The following is an 18094-nucleotide window of genomic DNA, read 5'->3' as shown; positions in this document are numbered from 1 at the left end:
AGATTGGCCCGCGATGAAACGCATACGCAACAATTACGTCGGAATCGATCAGGGCGACGAAGCCCTGTTCTCGGACTTTGAATCAGACGGCGAGATGTGGACCGGAAACGGAACACGCGAACGTCGGAAACTGATTAAGTTTTCCTCCAAGTATCGGGTGCCACCGACTGTGCAGGTGAGCCTGTCGTTGTGGGATATGGATGCACAGGCCAATATTCGGGCTGAAGTGGTGGCTGAAGAAGTGACTAACCTTGGGTTTCATCTGGTGTTCCGCACATGGGGTGACAGCCGCGTCGCACGGGTTCGCATGTCTTGGCTGGCAATTGGCGAGCTGGCCTTTGCGGACGACTGGGTGATTGAGGACTGACGTCAGCCGAAAAGCCGTTAGAAACAAAAACGCCCAACGAATTTTCCGTCGGGCGTTTTGCGTTTGATCGCGAGTGAGTGGTGGTCGGATCAGCGCAAACGCAATCCGGTGTCAGGATCAAACAAATATAATCGTTCGGTAGGGACTGAGAGGCCGACGGTTGTGCCTTCAGAGCTGCGAGCGTCGCCGCGTTCTTCCACAATAAGGCGACTGCCGTCAGGCCCAGCGAGATAGCAGTAAGATACGCCGCCCAACGCTTCGGTGAGGTCGATGTTGAGTTGGTTGGAGTTATGGTCAAGTTCGATGTGTTCTGGACGGGCGCCAACAGTCACTTTTGTCAGGCCGGACGGCAGGGCAATTGGGCAATCCTGAGGGGCTGAAAACGCCGGATGCACCAGCTTTCCGTCAACCACGTCACACTCCAGAAAGTTCATCGCCGGAGAGCCGATGAAACCGGCGACAAACCGGTTGCTTGGGTTGCGATAAAGTTCCAGCGGTGCGCCAACTTGCTCAATACGGCCATCTCGCAGGACCACGATCTTGTCGGCCATTGTCATGGCTTCTACCTGATCGTGGGTCACATAGATCATGGTTGCGCCAATTTCCTGGTGCAGGCGGGCGATTTCGACGCGCATGTCGACACGCAGTTCGGCATCGAGGTTGGAGAGGGGTTCGTCAAATAGGAATACTTCGGGGCCACGTACAATCGCGCGGCCAATCGCGACGCGCTGGCGTTGGCCACCGGAAAGCGCTTTGGGTTTTCGTTTGAGGTATGGGTCCAGCTTCAGGATCGAAGAGGCTCTTTGCACCTTCTCTTCGATTTCTGTCTTTGGGTAGCCGTTCATGCGCAGGCCAAAGCCCATGTTTTCTGCCACGGTCATATGCGGGTAAAGCGCATAGGTCTGGAACACCATCGCCACGCCGCGTTTGGCAGGATCCATATGGGTGACATCTCGTGCGCCGATGTTGATTTGGCCATCGGTGGTCTCCTCAAGGCCGGCAATCATGCGCAGCAATGTGGATTTACCGCAGCCTGAAGGGCCAACAAACACACAGAACTCACCGTCCTCAATCTCCAGATCAATGCCATGAATGACCTGTGTTTCGCCGTATTTCTTGATGGCACCTTGAAGGGTTACACCGGTCATGTTGTTTCTACCTTTTGTTGTCGCGTTTCCGGGAAGCGCCAGGCTTCCGCCTCTTCGCCAATGCGTTTTGCGGTTTCCAAAATGCGAGGAGCGAGGTTTTCGAGTTGGTCGAGGGATGTGCGGCTGGTTGGGCCAGTCACGGAGAGGGCGCCGAGCATGCGATTCCCATTGGTTAGGATAGGCACCGCAATGCACACAATGCCCGGTTCATGTTCTTCCCGGTCAAACCCATACCCACGGGCGCGAATCTCTGTGAGCTCTTTGCGAAGGCTTTCGGGGTCTGCCAAAGTTGTTGGGGTGAAACGGTGGAAGCTTTGTTGCGCAATGGCGCGTTCCAAAGCTTCGCCTTCCACATACGCGAGCATGGCTTTGCCAACACCTGTGCAGTAAGCGGGGCCAACTTTGCCAGCTTGAGAGTACATCTCGACCGGGTTCTTGGCGTTGCGTTTGTCCACATAAAGCACCTGTGATGCGTCAAGCTGTGCCAAATGCACTGTTTCGCCCGTTTCAGCAGAGAGTTGGTCCAAATAGGGACGGGCAATTGGGGCCAGAGAGCTGGTTGTCCAGGCCGCGTGCGCCAGTCGCACAAGGCGCATACCCATAGCGTAGGTCTGACGCTCCGGTTCGTAAGACAACATGCCTTGGTTGGTCAACGTTTGCAGGAATCGGTACAGCGTCGCCTTTGGGTAAGGACTTTTTTCCTGCAATTCGCCAAAGCGCACCGGGCGTTCAAAAGCCGCGACTTGTTCAAGCACATCAAGGGCTTTGCCAACTGTTCCGTCTCCAGACATGTGGGTTTCTTCTCCTCCATAGAATCCGCCGGTCGGCAGGAATCTGTTGACAACCTAATCGACTCTGTGTGTAGATTTCAATATGTAAAACATGGTTTCAAATAATGGAACTAAAAAATACATAATTTTGGAGACAGGGAGGAACAAATGCTTTCCAAAATGAAAACCACCGCTGCCGCCGTTGCGGTTACCTCTGCGTTTGCAGTACCAGCATCTGCGGAGCTGACCGGCGATCTGACAATTTTCTTGGACACGTCCAATCCGGCGCCGCGCGCCACCATGGAGGCAATGATCGCGCGCTTTGGGGAGAAGCACCCCGATCTGGCTATCGAAACAACAGTGATTGATCGCGAGGCCTATAAGACACAGATCCGCAACTTCCTGACCGCAAATGCGCCAGACGTCGCCACATGGTACGCAGCAAATCGCATGCGTCCTTATGTTGAGGCTGGACTGTTTGAGGACGTTTCCGATCTTTATGCAGAACCTGAGATCGCCGAAGCACTTGGCTCCACCAAAGGTGCTCTGACCATCGACGACAAACAGTGGGGCGTCGCCTACACCTATTATCAGTGGGGCGTGTACTACCGCAAAGATATCTTTGCTGAACTGGGGCTGTCTGAGCCAACCACGTGGGAAGAAGAAAAGGCCAACTGCACAAAGATCGTTGCATCTGGTCGTGCCTGCTACACCATCGGGACCAAGTACCTTTGGACCGCTGGCGGTTGGTTCGACTACATGAACATGCGTACCAATGGCTTTGATTTCCACATGGATCTGGCCGCAGGCAACGTGTCTTGGGAAGACGACCGCGTGAAGCAGACGTTCATGAACTGGAAAGAGCTGATCGACATGGGCGGCTTTATTGCTGACCACCAGACCTACAGCTGGCAGGAAGCGCTGCCGTTTATGGTCAAAGGGGAAGCGGCGGCCTACCTGATGGGCAACTTTGCCGTGGCGCCACTGCGTGAGGCTGGCCTGACCGACGATCAGCTGGACTTCTACCAGTTCCCGACCATCAACCCGGATGTCGCACTGTCAGAAGATGCTCCAACGGACACCTTCCACATTCCGGCCAACGCAAAAAACAAAGAAGCGGCTCGTGAGTTCCTGCGCTTTGCAACGTCGGCCGAAGAGCAAACCATCATCAACAACGGCAAAAACCTCGGTCAACTGCCTGTGAACGCGGCGTCCTCCGTTGATGATGACAAGTTCTTGCAGCAAGGTTTCAAGATGCTGTCCACCAACTCCACCGGCGGTGTGGCCCAGTTCTGGGACCGCGATGCACCGGCAGAGATGGCCAAGGTTTCCATGGAAGGTTTCCAGGAGTTCATGGTTAAGCCGGGTGAATTGGACAAAATCCTTGCTAAACTCGAGCGCGCGCGCGGTCGTATCTACAAGTGATAAATCTGTGTCAGGGCGCTCTGGCGTCCTGACATCACACCTGAACGGTGAGGCGGAGGATTTCTTCCGCCTTTCCACCCTCAAATTTCGGGCCCTATTATGACCGTATCTTCTGACATCCCTGAAGCGGAAAGCTGGTTCCATCGCAACCAACAACGCATTGCTCCGTGGCTCTTCTTAGCGCCCGGCATATTGTTCTTTGCTGTCTACGTAATCGCTCCGGTTTTCCAGTCGTTCAACCTGTCACTTTATGAATGGGATGGGTTGGGCGAAAAGACCTATGTGGGGATGCGCAACTACGAAGACCTCTATTGGGAGTATGTGGATCGAGACGCCTTTTTCACGTCGTTGAAGAACAACGTGATGTGGCTGTTTCTCTACCTGCTGGCCATTCCCGCCGGATTGTTCATTGCGCTGTTCTTGAACCAAACCGTGCGCGGCATTCGTTTATATAAATCCCTGTTTTTCTTCCCGTTTGTGATTTCACAAGTGGTGGTTGGGCTGGTATTTACGTGGTTCTATGATCCAAGTTTTGGCCTGCTGAACACGATGCTGGGCTGGGTTGGCATGGGACCAATCAATGTGTTGGGCAATGAACATCTGGTCACCTATGGCATCGTGGCGGCAGGGCTTTGGCCGCAGACAGCCTATTGCATGATCCTCTATCTCACGGGCCTCAATGCCGTGGACCCCGAGCAGATCGAAGCGGGTCGGTTGGACGGGGCCAAAGGCTGGTCGATGTTGTGGAACATCATCCTGCCACAGCTGCGACCGGCAACGTTTATTGCTTTCGTAGTGACGATCATCGGCGCGTTGCGCTCGTTTGATTTGATTTCCATCATGACCCAGGGCGGCCCGTTTGGCAGCTCACGGGTGTTGGCCTATTACATGTTTGAAGTGGCGCTGTCGGAATATGGCTTCCGTATGGGCTACGGCGCGGCCATCGCTGTGGTGCTGTTCCTGATTATGCTGTGCTTTATCGCCTATTTCCTTTGGTCGATGTATCGCGAAGAGAAGGGGCACTGAGATGTTTCCGAAACCCATTGAAAAACAATCCCAAGCCGCGCAGGTCGCCTACAAATCCATGCTGCCAGTTGCACTTCTGTTTTGGCTCGCACCCTTGTTGGCGGTCGCACTGTTCTCTGTGAAGCCGGATGCGGACTTCACTTCGGGCAACTATTGGGGACTGCCATCAAGCTTTGAAGGGCCGGCCAACTATGGCCAAGTGTTCTTCAACTCGGATATGCCCCGCTATTTGCTCAACTCTTTCATGATCACTGTGCCAACGGTGATTGGGGCTGTGGCGCTGAGCGCAATGACCGGATTTGCGCTTGGCATCTACAAATTTCGCGCCAACCTCTGGATCTTCTTCATGTTCGTCGCCGGGAACTTTGTGCCGTTTCAGATCCTGATGGTGCCAGTGCGTGACCTGACACTGGAGTTGGGGCTCTACAATACCAAGACTGGCCTCGTGCTGTTCCATGTGGCGTTTCAAACCGGATTCTGTACGTTGTTTATGCGCAATTTCATCCGGGCGCTGCCGTTTGAGCTTATCGAAGCGGCGCGGGTGGAAGGTGTGAGTGAATGGCGCATCTTCTGGTATGTGGTGCTGCCGCTGATGAAACCTGCTTTAGCGGCGCTGTCGGTGCTGATCTTTACATTCATTTGGAACGACTATTTCTGGGCGGTGGTGTTGACACAAGGCATCGAGAGTCAGCCCGTGACCGCAGGGATTACCTCGTTTAATGCACAGTTCCGAGCGGCTTATCACTTGATGAGCGCGGGTTCGATTGTGGCAGCCTTGCCGCCGGTGGCGATGTTCTTCCTGATGCAGAAACACTTCATCGCGGGGCTGACACTTGGAGCCGTGAAGTGAGAAAAGAGATGCAAACCTGGCGCATTGATGCGCCGGGTCAGACCCTGGTTCTGGCCTCAGATGGCGGCGTGCCCAGCGCGCTCTACTGGGGAGCTGCGTTGCCAGGGGGGCAGGACCTGACGGAAATTGGCCTGATCGCTGCACGGGATGTGACTGGTGGGATGATTGATCGTTTGCCAGACGTGTCGCTGTGTCCGGAAGCGGGGCAAAGCTTTCAGGGGCAGGCGGGGTTGGTGGCCTATCGTGATGGGCAACCACTTTATCCAAGGTTTGCACTGGTTGGAGTGGACGGCAGTCAGTTTGTTTGTCGAGACGCGGCGCTTGGATTGTCGATCACCTTTGACTTTGCCGTTGAGGGTGATGTGATTGCAGCAAGCACGACGCTTGAGGCTGACTCGGAGATCACCGTGCACCATCTGGCGGCGCCCGTGATGCCGGGGCCGCAGTATGGCGCGGATATTCTAGATTTCTCTGGGCGGTGGATTGGTGAGTTTCAGTTGGAGCGTGCGCCTTGGCGTGCAGGCGTTCACATGCGCGAAGCGCGCGGCGGGCGCTCCGGGCATGAGCATCCGCCAATCGCGTATTTCCCGGAAAGCGGGGCGCAGAATACGTCTGGCGCTGTATTTGCAATGCACTACGGTTGGTCTGGCGGTCATGTGATGTATGCCGAAGAGCTGTCGGATGGGCGGCGCCAGATTCAGTGGGGCCATGCGACTGGCACCCGTGTCAGTGGACGGGTATTTGAGACCGCTAAGCTGTATTTGGCAGTGTCTGAAATGGGTTTGAATGGCTGCGCGACAGCGTTCCAGAGACATTTGCGAGATCAAGTGGTGACCTGGCCCCATCCAGATCGGCCGCGACCAGTGCATTATAACTGCTGGGAAGCCGTGTATTTTGACCATGGTGTCGAGGTTCTGAAGGACATCGCGGACCAAGCTGTGAAGCTGGGCGCTGAGCGGTTTGTTCTGGATGATGGCTGGTTTGGCAAGCGTGACGATGACACCTCTTCGTTGGGCGATTGGGACGTCGATCCGCGCAAATGGCCGGATGGGCTGACGCCGATCATCGAACACGTAAAGTCGCTTGGCATGGTGTTTGGTCTCTGGTTTGAGCCGGAGATGGTCAATATGGACAGTGATCTGGCACGTGCGCATCCGGAGTGGATTTTGGGGCCTGTGGATCAAGTGGAAGGGCGGCAGCAGCGTGTGCTGGATGTGGCCAATCCAGAGGTGCGCGACCACCTTTATAGAAAGATTGCGGCAATCCTTGCGTCTCACGACATTGATTACATCAAGTGGGATCACAATAGGCTTTTGCCTGTGGCCAGCGTGGCTCAGACCAGTGGTGTTTATGCCTTGCTTGGCCGCCTACGGCGGGACTTTCCGAATGTTGAAGTCGAGAGCTGTGCCTCTGGCGGCGGACGCATTGATGCCGGGATTTTGGAACACACTCAGCGAATTTGGTTAAGCGACAGCAACGATGCGCAGGAGCGGCTGCGTATTCAACATGACGCGGCGCTGATGTTGCCGATGACAATCACTGGCAGCCATGTGGGGCCGCGTCAGTGTCATACTTCGGGGCGGGTGCATGATATCCGTTTCAGATCTTGGGTGGCGGCGCAGCGGCATATGGGGTTTGAGATGGACCCGCGTGAGCTGACCGAAGAAGAGGCGGTGGTGCTGTCGCAGGTCACGGCCTGGTGGAAAGGCAATCGCAATTGGCGGCAGACGGCGGATATCCTACGGCTGGACACGGCTGATTCAAGTGTGATTGCTGAGCAGCAACTGTCACAAGACAAAAAACGATTTGTGGTGTTTGTTGGCAAAGCTTCCACGGGCACGCAAATCATGCCGCGGCCCTTGCGGCTGACCGGATTGGAGCCGGGTGCCACATATGAAATTGAGCTGATCAACCGGGACGAGGCGCATCATTTGTCGCGCCGTGAGACGCCATTGAAAGACGGTCCTGTGACCCTGAGTGGTCAGCTATTGATGCAACACGGTCTCATATTGCCTTGGTCCTTTCCGGACCGGATGTGGGTGATCGAAGGAAAGAAAAAATGAGCAAGAAGCGTCGTTCCCAGCACTGGTATGGCAAGCTAGACAAAGACGGATTTATTCACCGCAGCTGGATGAAAAATCAGGGATTTCCCGATCACGCATTTGACGGCCGGCCGATCATTGGCATCTGCAATACATGGTCCGAGTTGACGCCTTGCAACTCTGGCCTGCGGACGCTGGCTGAAGGCGTGAAGCGTGGGGTTTGGGAGGCAGGTGGCTTCCCGGTGGAGTTCCCGGTGATGAGCCTCGGCGAGACACAGATGAAGCCGACTGCCATGCTGTTCCGCAACCTGCTCGCGATGGATGTCGAGGAGAGCATCCGCGCCTACGGTATTGACGGCGTTGTGCTGCTTGGTGGGTGTGACAAGACCACGCCGGGGCAATTGATGGGCGCGGCGTCGGTGGATTTGCCATCCATTGTGGTGAGCTCTGGGCCGATGCTGAACGGGAAGTTCAAAGGCAAGGACATTGGCTCCGGCACAGATGTTTGGAAGTTTTCTGAGGAAGTGCGTGCGGGGGAGATGACCTTGCAGGATTTCATGAAGGCGGAAAGTGGCATGAGCCGCAGCGCGGGCGTGTGTATGACCATGGGCACGGCCTCGACCATGGCGTCGCTGGTTGAAGCGATGGGTATGTCGTTGCCCACCAACGCTGCGCTGCCTGCGGTGGATGCGCGCCGGATGGCCTTGGCACATCTGACGGGCAAGCGAATTGTGGAGATGGTGGATGAGGATCTGAAACCGTCCGATGTGATGACCAAAGAAGCGTTTGAGAATGCGATTTTGGCCAATGCCGCTGTGGGCGGGTCCACCAACGCGGTGGTGCATCTTTTGGCGATGGCAGGTCGAGTGGGGGTCGATTTGACGCTTAAGGATTTTGAGATTGGCTCCGACATCCCGCTGCTGGTGAACTGTATGCCGTCGGGCAAGTATTTGATGGAAGACTTTTGTTATGCAGGCGGCGTGCCAGCGGTGTTAAGCCAGATCAAAGAGCATGTGCGTCCGGCCAATACGGTGCTGGGGAAAGATATCAGCACCTATCACGAGGGCGCGGAGATCTATAACGACGACGTCATTCGTCCGCTAGCCAATCCCGTGAAACCTGCGGCGGGGTTGCGCGTGCTGCGCGGGAACCTTGCGCCCAACGGTGCGATTGTGAAGCCGTCTGCCGCCACCGACCATCTGTTGGAACATGAAGGCGAGGCCTATGTTTTTGAGAATATCGAGGACCTGAAGGCCAACATCGATAAACCTGACTTGCCGGTGACTGCCGACACCATCTTGGTGCTGAAAGGCTGCGGCCCGAAAGGCTATCCAGGCATGCCAGAGGTGGGCAATATGCCGATCCCAGGCAAGCTGGTGAAAGAAGGTGTGCGCGACATGATCCGTGTGTCGGATGCGCGGATGTCTGGCACGGCTTATGGCACGGTTATTTTGCATGTGAGCCCAGAGGCGCAGGCCGGAGGCACTTTGGCTCTGGTGAAAACTGGCGACCGGATCAAAGTCTCGGCGTCAGGTGGCGTGTTGGAACTGCTGGTGGATGAGGCGGAGCTTGAAGCGCGTCGCACAAATTGGGAACCGGACCCGGAGCACTACACACGCGGGTACGCAAAACTCTATTACGACCACGTGTTGCAGGCCGATAAGGGGGCCGATCTGGATTTCCTTGTGGGCAAAGACACGCGGCTTGTCACACGGGAGAGCCACTGATGACCGGCACGATTTTTCCTGATCTGAAAGGCAAATCCGTTTACATCACCGGTGGGGCCAGCGGCATTGGTGCAGCCTTGACCGATGGGTTTATGGCGCAGGGTGCCAAAGTGGCGATCATCGGGCGCTCGGCGGCAGACGATTTCATCGCAGAGATGGAGATCAAACACGGCGCAACGCCGCTTTTTATGCAGGGGGACATCTCTGACATTCCGCGCCTCAGGGAGACCATTCAGCAGGCGGTGGGTCAACATGGCGGCTTGGACGTCTTGGTGAACAATGCCGCCAATGATCAACGTCATGCGCTCGATGAGGTGGATGAAGAGTTCTACGACTGGATGCAGGCCGTGAACCAGAAGGCGTATTTCTTTGCATGCCAGGAAGCCGCGCGTCAAATGGCTGGTGGCGGCTCGATCATCAACTATAGCTCGATCAGCTATATCATGGGCAACGCGGGCTATCCGATTTACACCAGCGCCAATGCGGCGATCACCGGTATGACGCGCTCGCTCGCGCGGGAGTTGGGACCAAAGGGCATCCGCGTGAATGCATTGGCACCAGGATGGGTGCTGACCCAGAAGCAGCTGGATATGTGGGCAGATCCGGAGGGATTGGCGGCGCATTTGGAGCGGCAGTGTTTGAAAGAGCATTTGACGCCGGAAGATATGATTGACCCCACGCTTTATTTGGCGTCAAACGCCAGCCGAATGATGACGGGGCAATGCATGGCGGTTGACGGCGGCGTTGTGGTTTCGGGGTAAGATATGTCTGTGCAAGCACAATGGATCGGAGTGGATTGGGGCACGTCAAAGCTGCGCGCCTTTGCCATGGAGGGTGACACACTTTTGGCGACGGCGCAGTCGGACAAAGGCATGGCGCGGCTGGTGGCTGGCGGCTTTGAAGCGGCTTTGTTGGAGCTGGTTGAGGGCTGGCTTGGTGATGGTCCGACGGATGTGATCGCCTGCGGCATGGTTGGGGCACGCCAAGGTTGGGTTGAGGCGCCTTATACAGCGGTGCCTGCGCCCGCGTTGGCGCCCAAGCCGGTTATGGTCCCCAATACAGATGCCCGTATTCGCGTGCATGTTGTGCCCGGATTGAAACAGACCAAACCAGCTGACGTGATGCGTGGAGAAGAGACGCAGATTGCGGGGTTCTTGTCGCGTAACCCGAGCTGGGATGGGGTGTTGTGCCTTCCGGGCACCCACACCAAATGGGCACATGTGAGTGCCGATGAGGTTGTGAGTTTCCGCACCTTCATGACCGGTGAACTGTTCTCGTTGTTGAGTAAACAATCGGTTTTGCAGCATTCGGTTGGAGAAGGCTGGGACGACGAGGCCTTTGCGGCGGGCATGGATGTAACCCTGTCGCGGCCAGAAAACCTGGCCTCTGAGTTGTTTGGTATTCGCGCCAGTGATCTGCTGAATGCCACGCCATCTGCGGTGGCGCGGTCTCGCTTGTCAGGATTGTTAGTGGGCGCAGAGCTGGCAGCGTCGCGGCCGTATTGGCTCGGACAGCAGATTGCTGTGATCGGGGAGCAGCGGCTCTCTGATGTCTATGCAGAGGCCTTGAAGGCCCAGGGCGGTTGGGTGACCGTTGTGGACTGTCAGGACATGACACTTGCGGGGCTGTCTGCCGCGCGCAACCTTTTGGGGTAACAACATGAACCGGTCGATTATTGCCATCTTGCGCGGGGTGACCCCGCGTGAGATCGAAGACATGGCAGATGCCATCATTGCAGCGGGTATTGATAAGATCGAGGTGCCGCTCAACTCGCCTGATCCACTGGAAAGCATTGCGCTTTTGGCAAAAGGTTTTGGGGATCGCGCGCTTGTTGGGGCGGGTACGGTGCTTGAGGTTGCACAGGTGGATGCGGTGGCTGGTGTGGGCGGCAAGCTGATTGTTTCGCCCAATTGCGATACCGACGTGATAGTGCATACCGCCAAACTTGGCTTGGAAAGCTGGCCAGGGGTGTTTACGCCGACGGAAGCCTTTGCTGCATTGAAAGCTGGTGCCACAGGGTTAAAACTCTTTCCTGGGAATATGGCGGGGCCGGGTGGCCTAAAAGCCGTGCGGGCGGTGCTGCCCAAAGACAGCAAAGTATACGCCGTGGGTGGCGCTGGGCCTGAGAATTTTGGCGAGTGGATTGCCGCCGGCGCAGATGGCTTTGGTATTGGCTCAGCAATTTACAAAGTGGGCATGAGCGTGGAGGATGTGCGTCAGCGGGCAGAGGCCATTGTGGTCGCTTATGACGAGGCATATGCATGAGTATTATTTTTGATGACCGGCCGTGTGCGTTGGGCGAGGGGCCGCTGTGGCACCCCGAACGCAAGCAGCTGTTTTGGTTTGATATTGTTGGCAAACGTATGATGAGCCAAGCTGATGGCGAACCACTGGAATGGCAATTTGATGAACACGTGTCTGCGGCTGGTTGGGTCGACCAGGATACGCTTATCCTTGCGTCTGAGACGGGCCTTTGGAAGTTTTACCTCGACACGGAAGAGCAAGAATACCTGTGTTCATTGGAGGCGGACAATCCGGTGACACGCTCCAATGACGGACGCGCAGACCCGTGGGGCGGTTTTTGGATTGGCACCATGGGGAAAAATGCGGAACGCAAGGCGGGGGCGATCTATCGTTACTTTGACGGTGCGTTGCGCAAGCTGGTCTCGAACGTGACAATCTCCAATGCGATTTGTTTTGATAAAGAACGTGGCCGTGCCTACTACACCGATACGCTGACAAAATTGGTGATGCGTCAGGGCTTGGATGCGGAGACCGGTTGGCCAATTGGAAAAGCAGAGGTCTATCTCGGCCTCAATGAGGATGGATTGAACCCCGACGGCGCGGTTGTGGATGCCGAGGGCAACGTCTGGATCGCGCAATGGGGGGCGGCGCGTGTGGCCGCCTATGACCCTGAGGGCAACTTTCTGAAATCCGTAGCCGTGGGCGGGCAGCACAGCAGTTGCCCGGCGTTTGGCGGCGATGATTTAACCACCTTGTTTGTGACCTCGGCCCGTGAGGGCATCGACGAAAAGACATTGGCAGAGACGCCGCAGAACGGCATGGTCTTTGCCATAGACAACGCCGCCCAAGGGGTGGCGGAACCACGGGTGATTTTATGAAGCAAGAACTGGGCGTTTGTTATTATCCGGAGCACTGGCCGGAAGACATGTGGGCTAAGGATGCGGCGGATATGGTCGCAGCTGGCATCCGCTGGGTGCGGATTGGTGAGTTTGCCTGGAGCCGCATGGAAGCTGTGCCAGGTCAGGTAACGCTGGAGTGGCTGGATCGTGCGATTGGGACGCTGGGTGCGGCTGGATTAAAGGTTGTGTTGGGTACACCAACGGCAACACCACCCCGCTGGATGGTCGACAAACATCCCGACATGCTGGCGGTGGATGAAAACGGTGCGCCGCGCAAGTTTGGCTCCCGTCGGCACTATTGCTTCAGCCATCAGGGTTATCGCGACGAATGTGCACGGATCACCCAGATTGTGGCGGAGCGCTATGGCAAGAACCCACATGTGGTCGCCTGGCAGACGGATAATGAATATGGCTGTCACGATACGGTCATCAGCTATTCCGAAACTGCCAAAATGGCGTTCCAAAGCTGGTGCCGCGATCGCTATGAAACCGTTGAGGCGCTGAACGAGGCGTGGGGCAATATCTTTTGGTCGATGGACTATGCCTCCTTTGAACAAATCGAATTGCCCAATCTGACAGTGACTGATCCAAATCCGGCGCATGTGTTGGCGTTCCGGCGGTTCTCCAGCGATCAAGTGGTGGCGTTCAACAAGGTGCAGACTGAAATCTTAAAGGCCCACACGGATGCACCGTTGATCCACAACTACATGGGTCGCATTTTGGAATTTGACCACTTTGACGTGGGCGAAGACCTGGATATAGCGAGCTGGGACAGTTACCCAATTGGGTTCCTGTCGGATCGCTTGGAAGCGTCAGACGAGCACAAAGCGCGGTTCTTGCGGCAAGGTGATCCGGACATGCAGGCGTTTCACCACGATCTTTACCGCGCGGTTGGTAAAGGCCGTTGGTGGGTTATGGAGCAGCAACCGGGGCCGGTGAATTGGGCCCCCTATAATCCGGCGCCATTGCCAGGGATGGTGGCGTTGTGGGCGCTGGAAGCCTTTGCCCATGGGGCGGAAGTGGTGAGTTACTTCCGTTGGCGTCAGGCGCCGTTTGCTCAGGAACAGATGCACGCGGGGCTGCAAGCGCCAGATGGGCGTGAGGCCCCCGGCATGGATGAGGCGCGGGCGGTTGCTGATGTGCTCGACATGCTCAAGGAGCAGGACACTCAGCAGGCGGACGTGGCACTCGTGTATGACTATGCTTCTGATTGGGCGTGGAAAACGCAGCCCCAGGGCGCGGGGTTTGACTATTTTCGATTGGTGTTCGCGGCGTATCGCGGATTGCGGCGTGCGGGACTTTCCGTAGACTTTGTAAGTACCAACTGTCGTGCCTTTTCAGGCTACAAAGCGGTGTTTGCGCCGGGAGTGGCCACGCTTGATCCGACGCTGGTTTCCGCGATTTCAGAGGCGGGGGCGCTGGCAGTGCTGGGGCCACGTGCAGGGGCCATCACCGACGAGTTCATGATCCCGCCCAATGGCCGTCCAGGGGTGTCAAATCTGGACGTGCGCGTGGACTTGATCGAGAGCCTGCCACCGCATGCGGGTATGGATGTGTCCGGCGGCGGCAAGGTGGAACATTGGCATGAGCGGTTGTCCGGTGCTGCAGAGGTGTTTCTCAAGACACAGGACGGTGCGCCGGTGCTTATGGGGCAGAATGATCGTTGGTATCTGGGCAGCTTCCCGGATGAAGCACTTTGGGATCGGGTTGTGTCAATGGCCTGCGAGCAGGCCGGGGTTGTGATGGCACCGATGCAGGATGGTGTGCGCCGTCGTCGGTTTGGTGATTATGATTTTGTGGTCAACTACAACAGCTTCTCCGCAAGCGTGCAGGGGCATCGTGTGCCTGCCTGTGGTGTGCTGGTGTTTGAAGGTGGTGCGCCGGTGGTGGCCTGTGACCTAAGCTCGGGCTAACCGACAAGCACCAAAAGAAGAATAGAGACGGGCGTTGCGTTGGTAGCGCCCGTTTTGTTTTGCAGCTTCCCGCGACGTCATGTGGTAGGGGGCTTGATCCAGTGTAAAGTTCGTATACGAATTAAGTGAAGTAATTCGGATGCGAACCAAACATGGCAAACCCTCCCAAGATTTTTTTGCTGATTAACCGTGCCCATGCGGCGATCGCACGGGCGGCCGAACGCAAAACCAAAGCGCTGGCGGAGCTATCGATGCCCCAACATGGCGTTCTGGTTCTCCTATCCAAGCGCGATGGGCAAACGGTGACGCAATTGGCCAAAGCGTTGTCGATGCGCAAATCCAGTTTGAGCGGATTGATTGATCGCATGGTGGATCGTGGATTTGTGCGCCGCGAGAAAGACGCTGAGGATGGGCGCGTTGTTAGAATTTACCTGGAACTGGCTGCAGAAAACTTAGTGCAACGCACGGTGCCCTTTGTTCAGCATGTGAACGGTCTGTTACTGGCGCCATTTGATGCGGTGGAGCAGGAGGTCATAGGCCGGTTTTTGACCCATCTGGCGGAGAACGCCGAGAGCGTAATCGACCAGGTGGATTTGCCCGAGGAGCGCGAGTGATGTTAGATCAAGGCGATGTTGCAAGTGAAGAGGTCCGGTTTCAAGCTGAGGACGGTTGGGAGTTGGCGGGCACCGTGTATCGCGGTGCCGCCCCGCGCGTGGCAGTTCTGATATCCGCAGGCACGGGATTTCCCCGCAGGTTCTATCGCCATGCAGCAGCCTATTTGGCGCACCGGGGCGCGGTTGTGCTGACCTATGATTTCCGGGGCATTGGCGAGTCCGGCGCGGAGGACCTGGCAGTCAGTGGAATCGACTATCCGGACTGGGGACGGCTGGATATGACGGCTGCGCTTGGGTGTCTGGAACAACTTGCACCTGGTGTGCCATTGACCACATTGGGGCACAGCATTGGCGGGCAGTTTGTGGGGTTTACGCAGAACCATCACAAGGTCGCGCGCCATGCATTTGTAGCAGTTGGCAATGGACATTGGGGCGTACATAAGCCGCGCAATGTCCCGTTGGAATTGTTTTGGTGGTGGGGGTATGGCACGTATTGCCTCGCGCGGTACGGGTTCATTCCGTCGGGCGGCCTTTGGGGGGGCGAAGCTTTGCCGCCGGATGTGTTTCGCACGTGGCGGCGATGGAGCGCGCGGCGGAGCTACTTGCTGCCGGACTTGGTGTCCGGGCGATATCCGCATCACTTTGATGAACCCTGCAGCCCAATCAGCGCCTGGGTCATGAGTGACGACCCCATTGCAACGATCACTGCCTGCAGGGACACGCTGAGCCATTACAGCCAAGCGGAGACGCACTTGCAGGTGCGCACACCGAAGCATTTGGGCGCCGGAAAAATTGGCCACGACGGCGCGTTTCGCAAAGGGCATGAAGTGCTTTGGGACGAGTTGTGGGACTGGCTGGTGGATGGCCTCCTGCCTGTGGAGACGCAACATGGACAGTTGCCTTCAGGAGGGGCCTCTGGATCAGTTTAAAGGCGGTGTCCAACAAAAAAAGGCCGGCTTCCAACGGAGCCGGCCTTTGAATTTGTATCAGATCACACTCAGACCTTCAGGTTTGGAATGATCTGCTTTTTGCGGCTCACAACACCCGGCAGCACGACGGTATCGCCGGAGGCTTCAACGTCAAAAGACTTGGCCGCTACGCTTTTCACCAGATCGTTTGGCACCAGCAGGGTGGACTGTTCGTTCAGGATGTCCACGACAAACAACAGAACCTGTGCCACACCGTCCTCGGATGCCACGGTGGTCATGGTGTCCATCAAGGACGCCTTGCGGTCCAGTACCGTGGAGGGGCTGGTGGTTTCCAGCACAGACACGCGGAACTTGGTGCCGTCGACAGCGTACTCCTTGGAGTCCATGCGCAACAGTTCCGCGTCGGAGAAAGACGACACGTCGGATTTTGCGGCAAACATTTCAGCCGCATAAGACGGAATGTCGATGCCCAAATCTGCTGCCAGTTTCTCACAAACCGCTTTGTCGTGGTCGGTGGTGGTTGGGGAGCGGAATTCCAGCGTGTCAGACAGGATGCAGGTCAGCATGGTGCCTTTGATCCAATCTGGCATCTCGATGTCGCCCATCAGGTCAAACATGATAGTTGCGGTGCAGGCCACCGGACGGATGGTGATGTCGATCGGGCCTTTGGTTTCCAGGCCGCCCACCAGTTTGTGGTGGTCGATGATGGCCTGCACGTCTGCGCCGTTGATGTTGGCAGGCAGCTCAGCCGGGTTGTTGGTGTCCACGATCACAACCGCTGCATCGTCAGCCACGTCTTCGATGATCGCTGGCTTTGGCAGATCCCAACGGTTCAGAAGCCATGCGGCTTCGGTGTTGGGCTCGCCCAGCAGCTTTGCTTCGGCGGCTGTGCCTTTGATTTCAGACAGATACCACGCCCAGATGATTGGAGAACCGGTGGAATCAGTGTCGGGGGATTTGTGGCCAAAAACCTGAATTGTCATGTCGCGACGTCCTTAAAAACAAAGAAAAACGGAGAAGTTGCGCGCCTTATAGAAGGGCGCAGGACGTTTGTCACGACTGGGGTTGTGCCTGCGACTTCGCGGCGCGGTGGTCAATTGTTGTCAGCGGCTTGCAAGGGCACGCGTGTGAGGGTGAAACCGGCGTTTTGTAGTTGGGCAAGTACGCCTGTTTGACCGGGCAGGTGCAGAGCACCAACGGCCACAAGGGCGGGCGCTTGCGCCAGTTCTTTGGTGAGCACCTTTGTCCAGGCTGTGTTGCGGGTGACGATCAGATCGTCCTCGGCTTGTTTGAGGAGCTCAGCGAGGCGGGCTTTGTCCTTGTCCGTGCCAGCATTTTTAAACGTTTCGGCAGTGTTGAACTCCCAAATAAGCTGAATGGTTTCCTCCAGATACATGGCAATCATCGCGGCAATCAGATCTGGGGCCGCGGGGTCTGTGTTCAGCGATAGGCTCCAGCGCAGGTCTTCCATCTGCTCCTCAAGCGGGTCGGAGGCCAGCATGGTCAGTAGCCCGTCGATGCTGTCGAGAGATTGTGTGGGCAAATTGTTGGCTTTGGCCATGGCGGCGATCTGTTGGTCGAGGCCCTTTTTGCCTGACTTTACAATCTCAAAGGCGCAGGGTGGGAGCATCAGGGTCATGCCGAGGAACCAGGGTTGGTAGCGGGCGGCGAGGAACGGCGGCATGCCGCGTTCCTGTAGTTGCACCACTACGCGATCCCAGAGATCCGGGCCAAGGCGGTCAATCAACGAGGGACCAGATTGGATCAGGTAGCTGTCCGGGTTGTCTGTGAGATGACGTTGGAACCCAAGTTGATCCTCGTCAGTGAGTTCCAGAAAAACCTTTTCAGCACGGGGGGTTAGCTCTTGCAGACGCGCGACCATGGCGGCGTGTTGGGGCAGGTGTACGTGGAAGGTGCCAATGATGTGGCTGACCATTCCGTTTTTCTCTGCCCGCCAGAGCACGCCTTCGGAAAAAGGGGCTTGGGCAGCTTTGGTTTCCAGTGCTTGGCGTTCGCTGTCTGGCAGGGACGCGTAAAGGTTTGGTCCCGTGCAATTGGCCGACGCGATGCTTGAAAAGGACAGTAAAAACAAAAGTGTAGTCAAAAATCGCATCAGAACCTCGCAACCGGAATTTGGGCC

17 protein-coding genes are annotated in these 18094 nt (G+C 56.6%); 13 read left to right on the top strand and 4 right to left on the bottom strand.

The window, feature by feature from the left end:
* The first annotated feature begins 13 nt into the window (after positions 1–13).
* Positions 14–367, top strand: a complete 354-nt coding sequence (locus tag QOL67_RS14480) for an H-type lectin domain-containing protein (RefSeq protein WP_283426682.1) — start codon at positions 14–16, stop codon at positions 365–367.
* Positions 368–456: 89 nt separating this feature from the next.
* Here the strand turns inward: QOL67_RS14480 and QOL67_RS14475 are convergent, their stop codons facing one another.
* Positions 457–1515 (bottom strand): ABC transporter ATP-binding protein, encoded by a 1059-nt coding sequence (locus tag QOL67_RS14475; RefSeq protein ID WP_283426681.1) that lies wholly within the window; start codon positions 1513–1515, stop codon positions 457–459.
* Entirely contained in the window at positions 1512–2306 is a 795-nt protein-coding gene (locus QOL67_RS14470) for an IclR family transcriptional regulator (RefSeq protein WP_283426680.1), read from the bottom strand. The genes QOL67_RS14475 and QOL67_RS14470 overlap by 4 nt, the downstream gene beginning before the upstream one ends.
* A 147-nt stretch (positions 2307–2453) precedes the next feature.
* Between QOL67_RS14470 and QOL67_RS14465 the strand changes: the two genes are divergently transcribed.
* The 12 genes from QOL67_RS14465 (at position 2454) to QOL67_RS14410 (ending at position 15954) form a co-directional block, all read left to right on the top strand.
* Positions 2454–3710, top strand: a complete 1257-nt coding sequence (locus QOL67_RS14465) for an ABC transporter substrate-binding protein (RefSeq protein WP_283426679.1) — start codon at positions 2454–2456, stop codon at positions 3708–3710.
* 99 nt (positions 3711–3809) lie between these two features.
* On the top strand, positions 3810–4736 hold the full coding sequence (locus QOL67_RS14460) for a carbohydrate ABC transporter permease (protein WP_283426678.1): 927 nt from the start codon (positions 3810–3812) through the stop codon (positions 4734–4736).
* A 1-nt stretch (position 4737) separates the two neighbouring features.
* The gene (locus QOL67_RS14455; RefSeq protein WP_283426677.1) at positions 4738–5586 is read left to right on the top strand and encodes a carbohydrate ABC transporter permease; all 849 of its coding nucleotides are present in this window, start codon (positions 4738–4740) and stop codon (positions 5584–5586) included.
* Between the two features lie 8 nt (positions 5587–5594).
* Positions 5595–7649 (top strand): alpha-galactosidase, encoded by a 2055-nt coding sequence (locus QOL67_RS14450; RefSeq protein ID WP_283426676.1) that lies wholly within the window; start codon positions 5595–5597, stop codon positions 7647–7649.
* On the top strand, positions 7646–9355 hold the full coding sequence (locus QOL67_RS14445; RefSeq protein ID WP_283426675.1) for an IlvD/Edd family dehydratase: 1710 nt from the start codon (positions 7646–7648) through the stop codon (positions 9353–9355). Before QOL67_RS14450 ends, QOL67_RS14445 begins: the two co-directional genes overlap by 4 nt.
* Positions 9355–10116: an SDR family NAD(P)-dependent oxidoreductase gene (locus QOL67_RS14440; RefSeq protein ID WP_283426674.1), complete on the top strand. Its 762-nt coding sequence runs from the start codon at positions 9355–9357 to the stop codon at positions 10114–10116. The genes QOL67_RS14445 and QOL67_RS14440 overlap by 1 nt, the downstream gene beginning before the upstream one ends.
* A gap of 3 nt (positions 10117–10119) precedes the next feature.
* Positions 10120–11010 (top strand): 2-dehydro-3-deoxygalactonokinase, encoded by an 891-nt coding sequence (locus tag QOL67_RS14435; protein ID WP_283426673.1) that lies wholly within the window; start codon positions 10120–10122, stop codon positions 11008–11010.
* A 4-nt stretch (positions 11011–11014) separates the two neighbouring features.
* Entirely contained in the window at positions 11015–11620 is a 606-nt protein-coding gene (locus QOL67_RS14430) for a 2-dehydro-3-deoxy-6-phosphogalactonate aldolase (protein WP_283426672.1), read from the top strand.
* Entirely contained in the window at positions 11617–12477 is an 861-nt protein-coding gene (locus QOL67_RS14425; protein WP_283426671.1) for an SMP-30/gluconolactonase/LRE family protein, read from the top strand. Before QOL67_RS14430 ends, QOL67_RS14425 begins: the two co-directional genes overlap by 4 nt.
* On the top strand, positions 12474–14411 hold the full coding sequence (locus QOL67_RS14420; RefSeq protein ID WP_283426670.1) for a beta-galactosidase: 1938 nt from the start codon (positions 12474–12476) through the stop codon (positions 14409–14411). Before QOL67_RS14425 ends, QOL67_RS14420 begins: the two co-directional genes overlap by 4 nt.
* A 152-nt stretch (positions 14412–14563) precedes the next feature.
* Positions 14564–15025, top strand: a complete 462-nt coding sequence (locus tag QOL67_RS14415; protein WP_283426669.1) for a MarR family winged helix-turn-helix transcriptional regulator — start codon at positions 14564–14566, stop codon at positions 15023–15025.
* Positions 15025–15954: an alpha/beta hydrolase family protein gene (locus QOL67_RS14410; protein ID WP_283426668.1), complete on the top strand. Its 930-nt coding sequence runs from the start codon at positions 15025–15027 to the stop codon at positions 15952–15954. Before QOL67_RS14415 ends, QOL67_RS14410 begins: the two co-directional genes overlap by 1 nt.
* Before the next feature lie 68 nt (positions 15955–16022).
* On the opposite strand, the gene QOL67_RS14405 is transcribed toward QOL67_RS14410, so the two are convergent.
* The gene (locus QOL67_RS14405) at positions 16023–16937 is read right to left on the bottom strand and encodes a manganese-dependent inorganic pyrophosphatase (protein WP_283426667.1); all 915 of its coding nucleotides are present in this window, start codon (positions 16935–16937) and stop codon (positions 16023–16025) included.
* A 110-nt stretch (positions 16938–17047) separates the two neighbouring features.
* Complete coding sequence (locus QOL67_RS14400) at positions 17048–18067, bottom strand: TraB/GumN family protein (RefSeq protein WP_283426666.1); 1020 nt, start codon at positions 18065–18067, stop codon at positions 17048–17050.
* Positions 18068–18094 lie beyond the last annotated feature (27 nt).

Origin of the sequence: Shimia sagamensis (genome assembly GCF_900182745.1) — a bacterium.
Taxonomy (GTDB): domain Bacteria; phylum Pseudomonadota; class Alphaproteobacteria; order Rhodobacterales; family Rhodobacteraceae; genus Shimia; species Shimia sagamensis.
This window is presented reverse-complemented; position numbering and strand designations above follow the sequence as displayed.

Bases quoted from the DNA above. Each gene is read 5' to 3' on its own strand.
- QOL67_RS14480 (WP_283426682.1), top strand. From the start codon at position 14: ATGAAACGCATACGCAACAATTACGTCGGAATCGATCAGGGCGACGAA.
- QOL67_RS14475 (WP_283426681.1), bottom strand. From the start codon at position 1,515: ATGACCGGTGTAACCCTTCAAGGTGCCATCAAGAAATACGGCGAAACA.
- QOL67_RS14470 (WP_283426680.1), bottom strand. From the start codon at position 2,306: ATGTCTGGAGACGGAACAGTTGGCAAAGCCCTTGATGTGCTTGAACAA.
- QOL67_RS14465 (WP_283426679.1), top strand. From the start codon at position 2,454: ATGCTTTCCAAAATGAAAACCACCGCTGCCGCCGTTGCGGTTACCTCT.
- QOL67_RS14460 (WP_283426678.1), top strand. From the start codon at position 3,810: ATGACCGTATCTTCTGACATCCCTGAAGCGGAAAGCTGGTTCCATCGC.
- QOL67_RS14455 (WP_283426677.1), top strand. From the start codon at position 4,738: ATGTTTCCGAAACCCATTGAAAAACAATCCCAAGCCGCGCAGGTCGCC.
- QOL67_RS14450 (WP_283426676.1), top strand. From the start codon at position 5,595: ATGCAAACCTGGCGCATTGATGCGCCGGGTCAGACCCTGGTTCTGGCC.
- QOL67_RS14445 (WP_283426675.1), top strand. From the start codon at position 7,646: ATGAGCAAGAAGCGTCGTTCCCAGCACTGGTATGGCAAGCTAGACAAA.
- QOL67_RS14440 (WP_283426674.1), top strand. From the start codon at position 9,355: ATGACCGGCACGATTTTTCCTGATCTGAAAGGCAAATCCGTTTACATC.
- QOL67_RS14435 (WP_283426673.1), top strand. From the start codon at position 10,120: ATGTCTGTGCAAGCACAATGGATCGGAGTGGATTGGGGCACGTCAAAG.
- QOL67_RS14430 (WP_283426672.1), top strand. From the start codon at position 11,015: ATGAACCGGTCGATTATTGCCATCTTGCGCGGGGTGACCCCGCGTGAG.
- QOL67_RS14425 (WP_283426671.1), top strand. From the start codon at position 11,617: ATGAGTATTATTTTTGATGACCGGCCGTGTGCGTTGGGCGAGGGGCCG.
- QOL67_RS14420 (WP_283426670.1), top strand. From the start codon at position 12,474: ATGAAGCAAGAACTGGGCGTTTGTTATTATCCGGAGCACTGGCCGGAA.
- QOL67_RS14415 (WP_283426669.1), top strand. From the start codon at position 14,564: ATGGCAAACCCTCCCAAGATTTTTTTGCTGATTAACCGTGCCCATGCG.
- QOL67_RS14410 (WP_283426668.1), top strand. From the start codon at position 15,025: ATGTTAGATCAAGGCGATGTTGCAAGTGAAGAGGTCCGGTTTCAAGCT.
- QOL67_RS14405 (WP_283426667.1), bottom strand. From the start codon at position 16,937: ATGACAATTCAGGTTTTTGGCCACAAATCCCCCGACACTGATTCCACC.
- QOL67_RS14400 (WP_283426666.1), bottom strand. From the start codon at position 18,067: ATGCGATTTTTGACTACACTTTTGTTTTTACTGTCCTTTTCAAGCATC.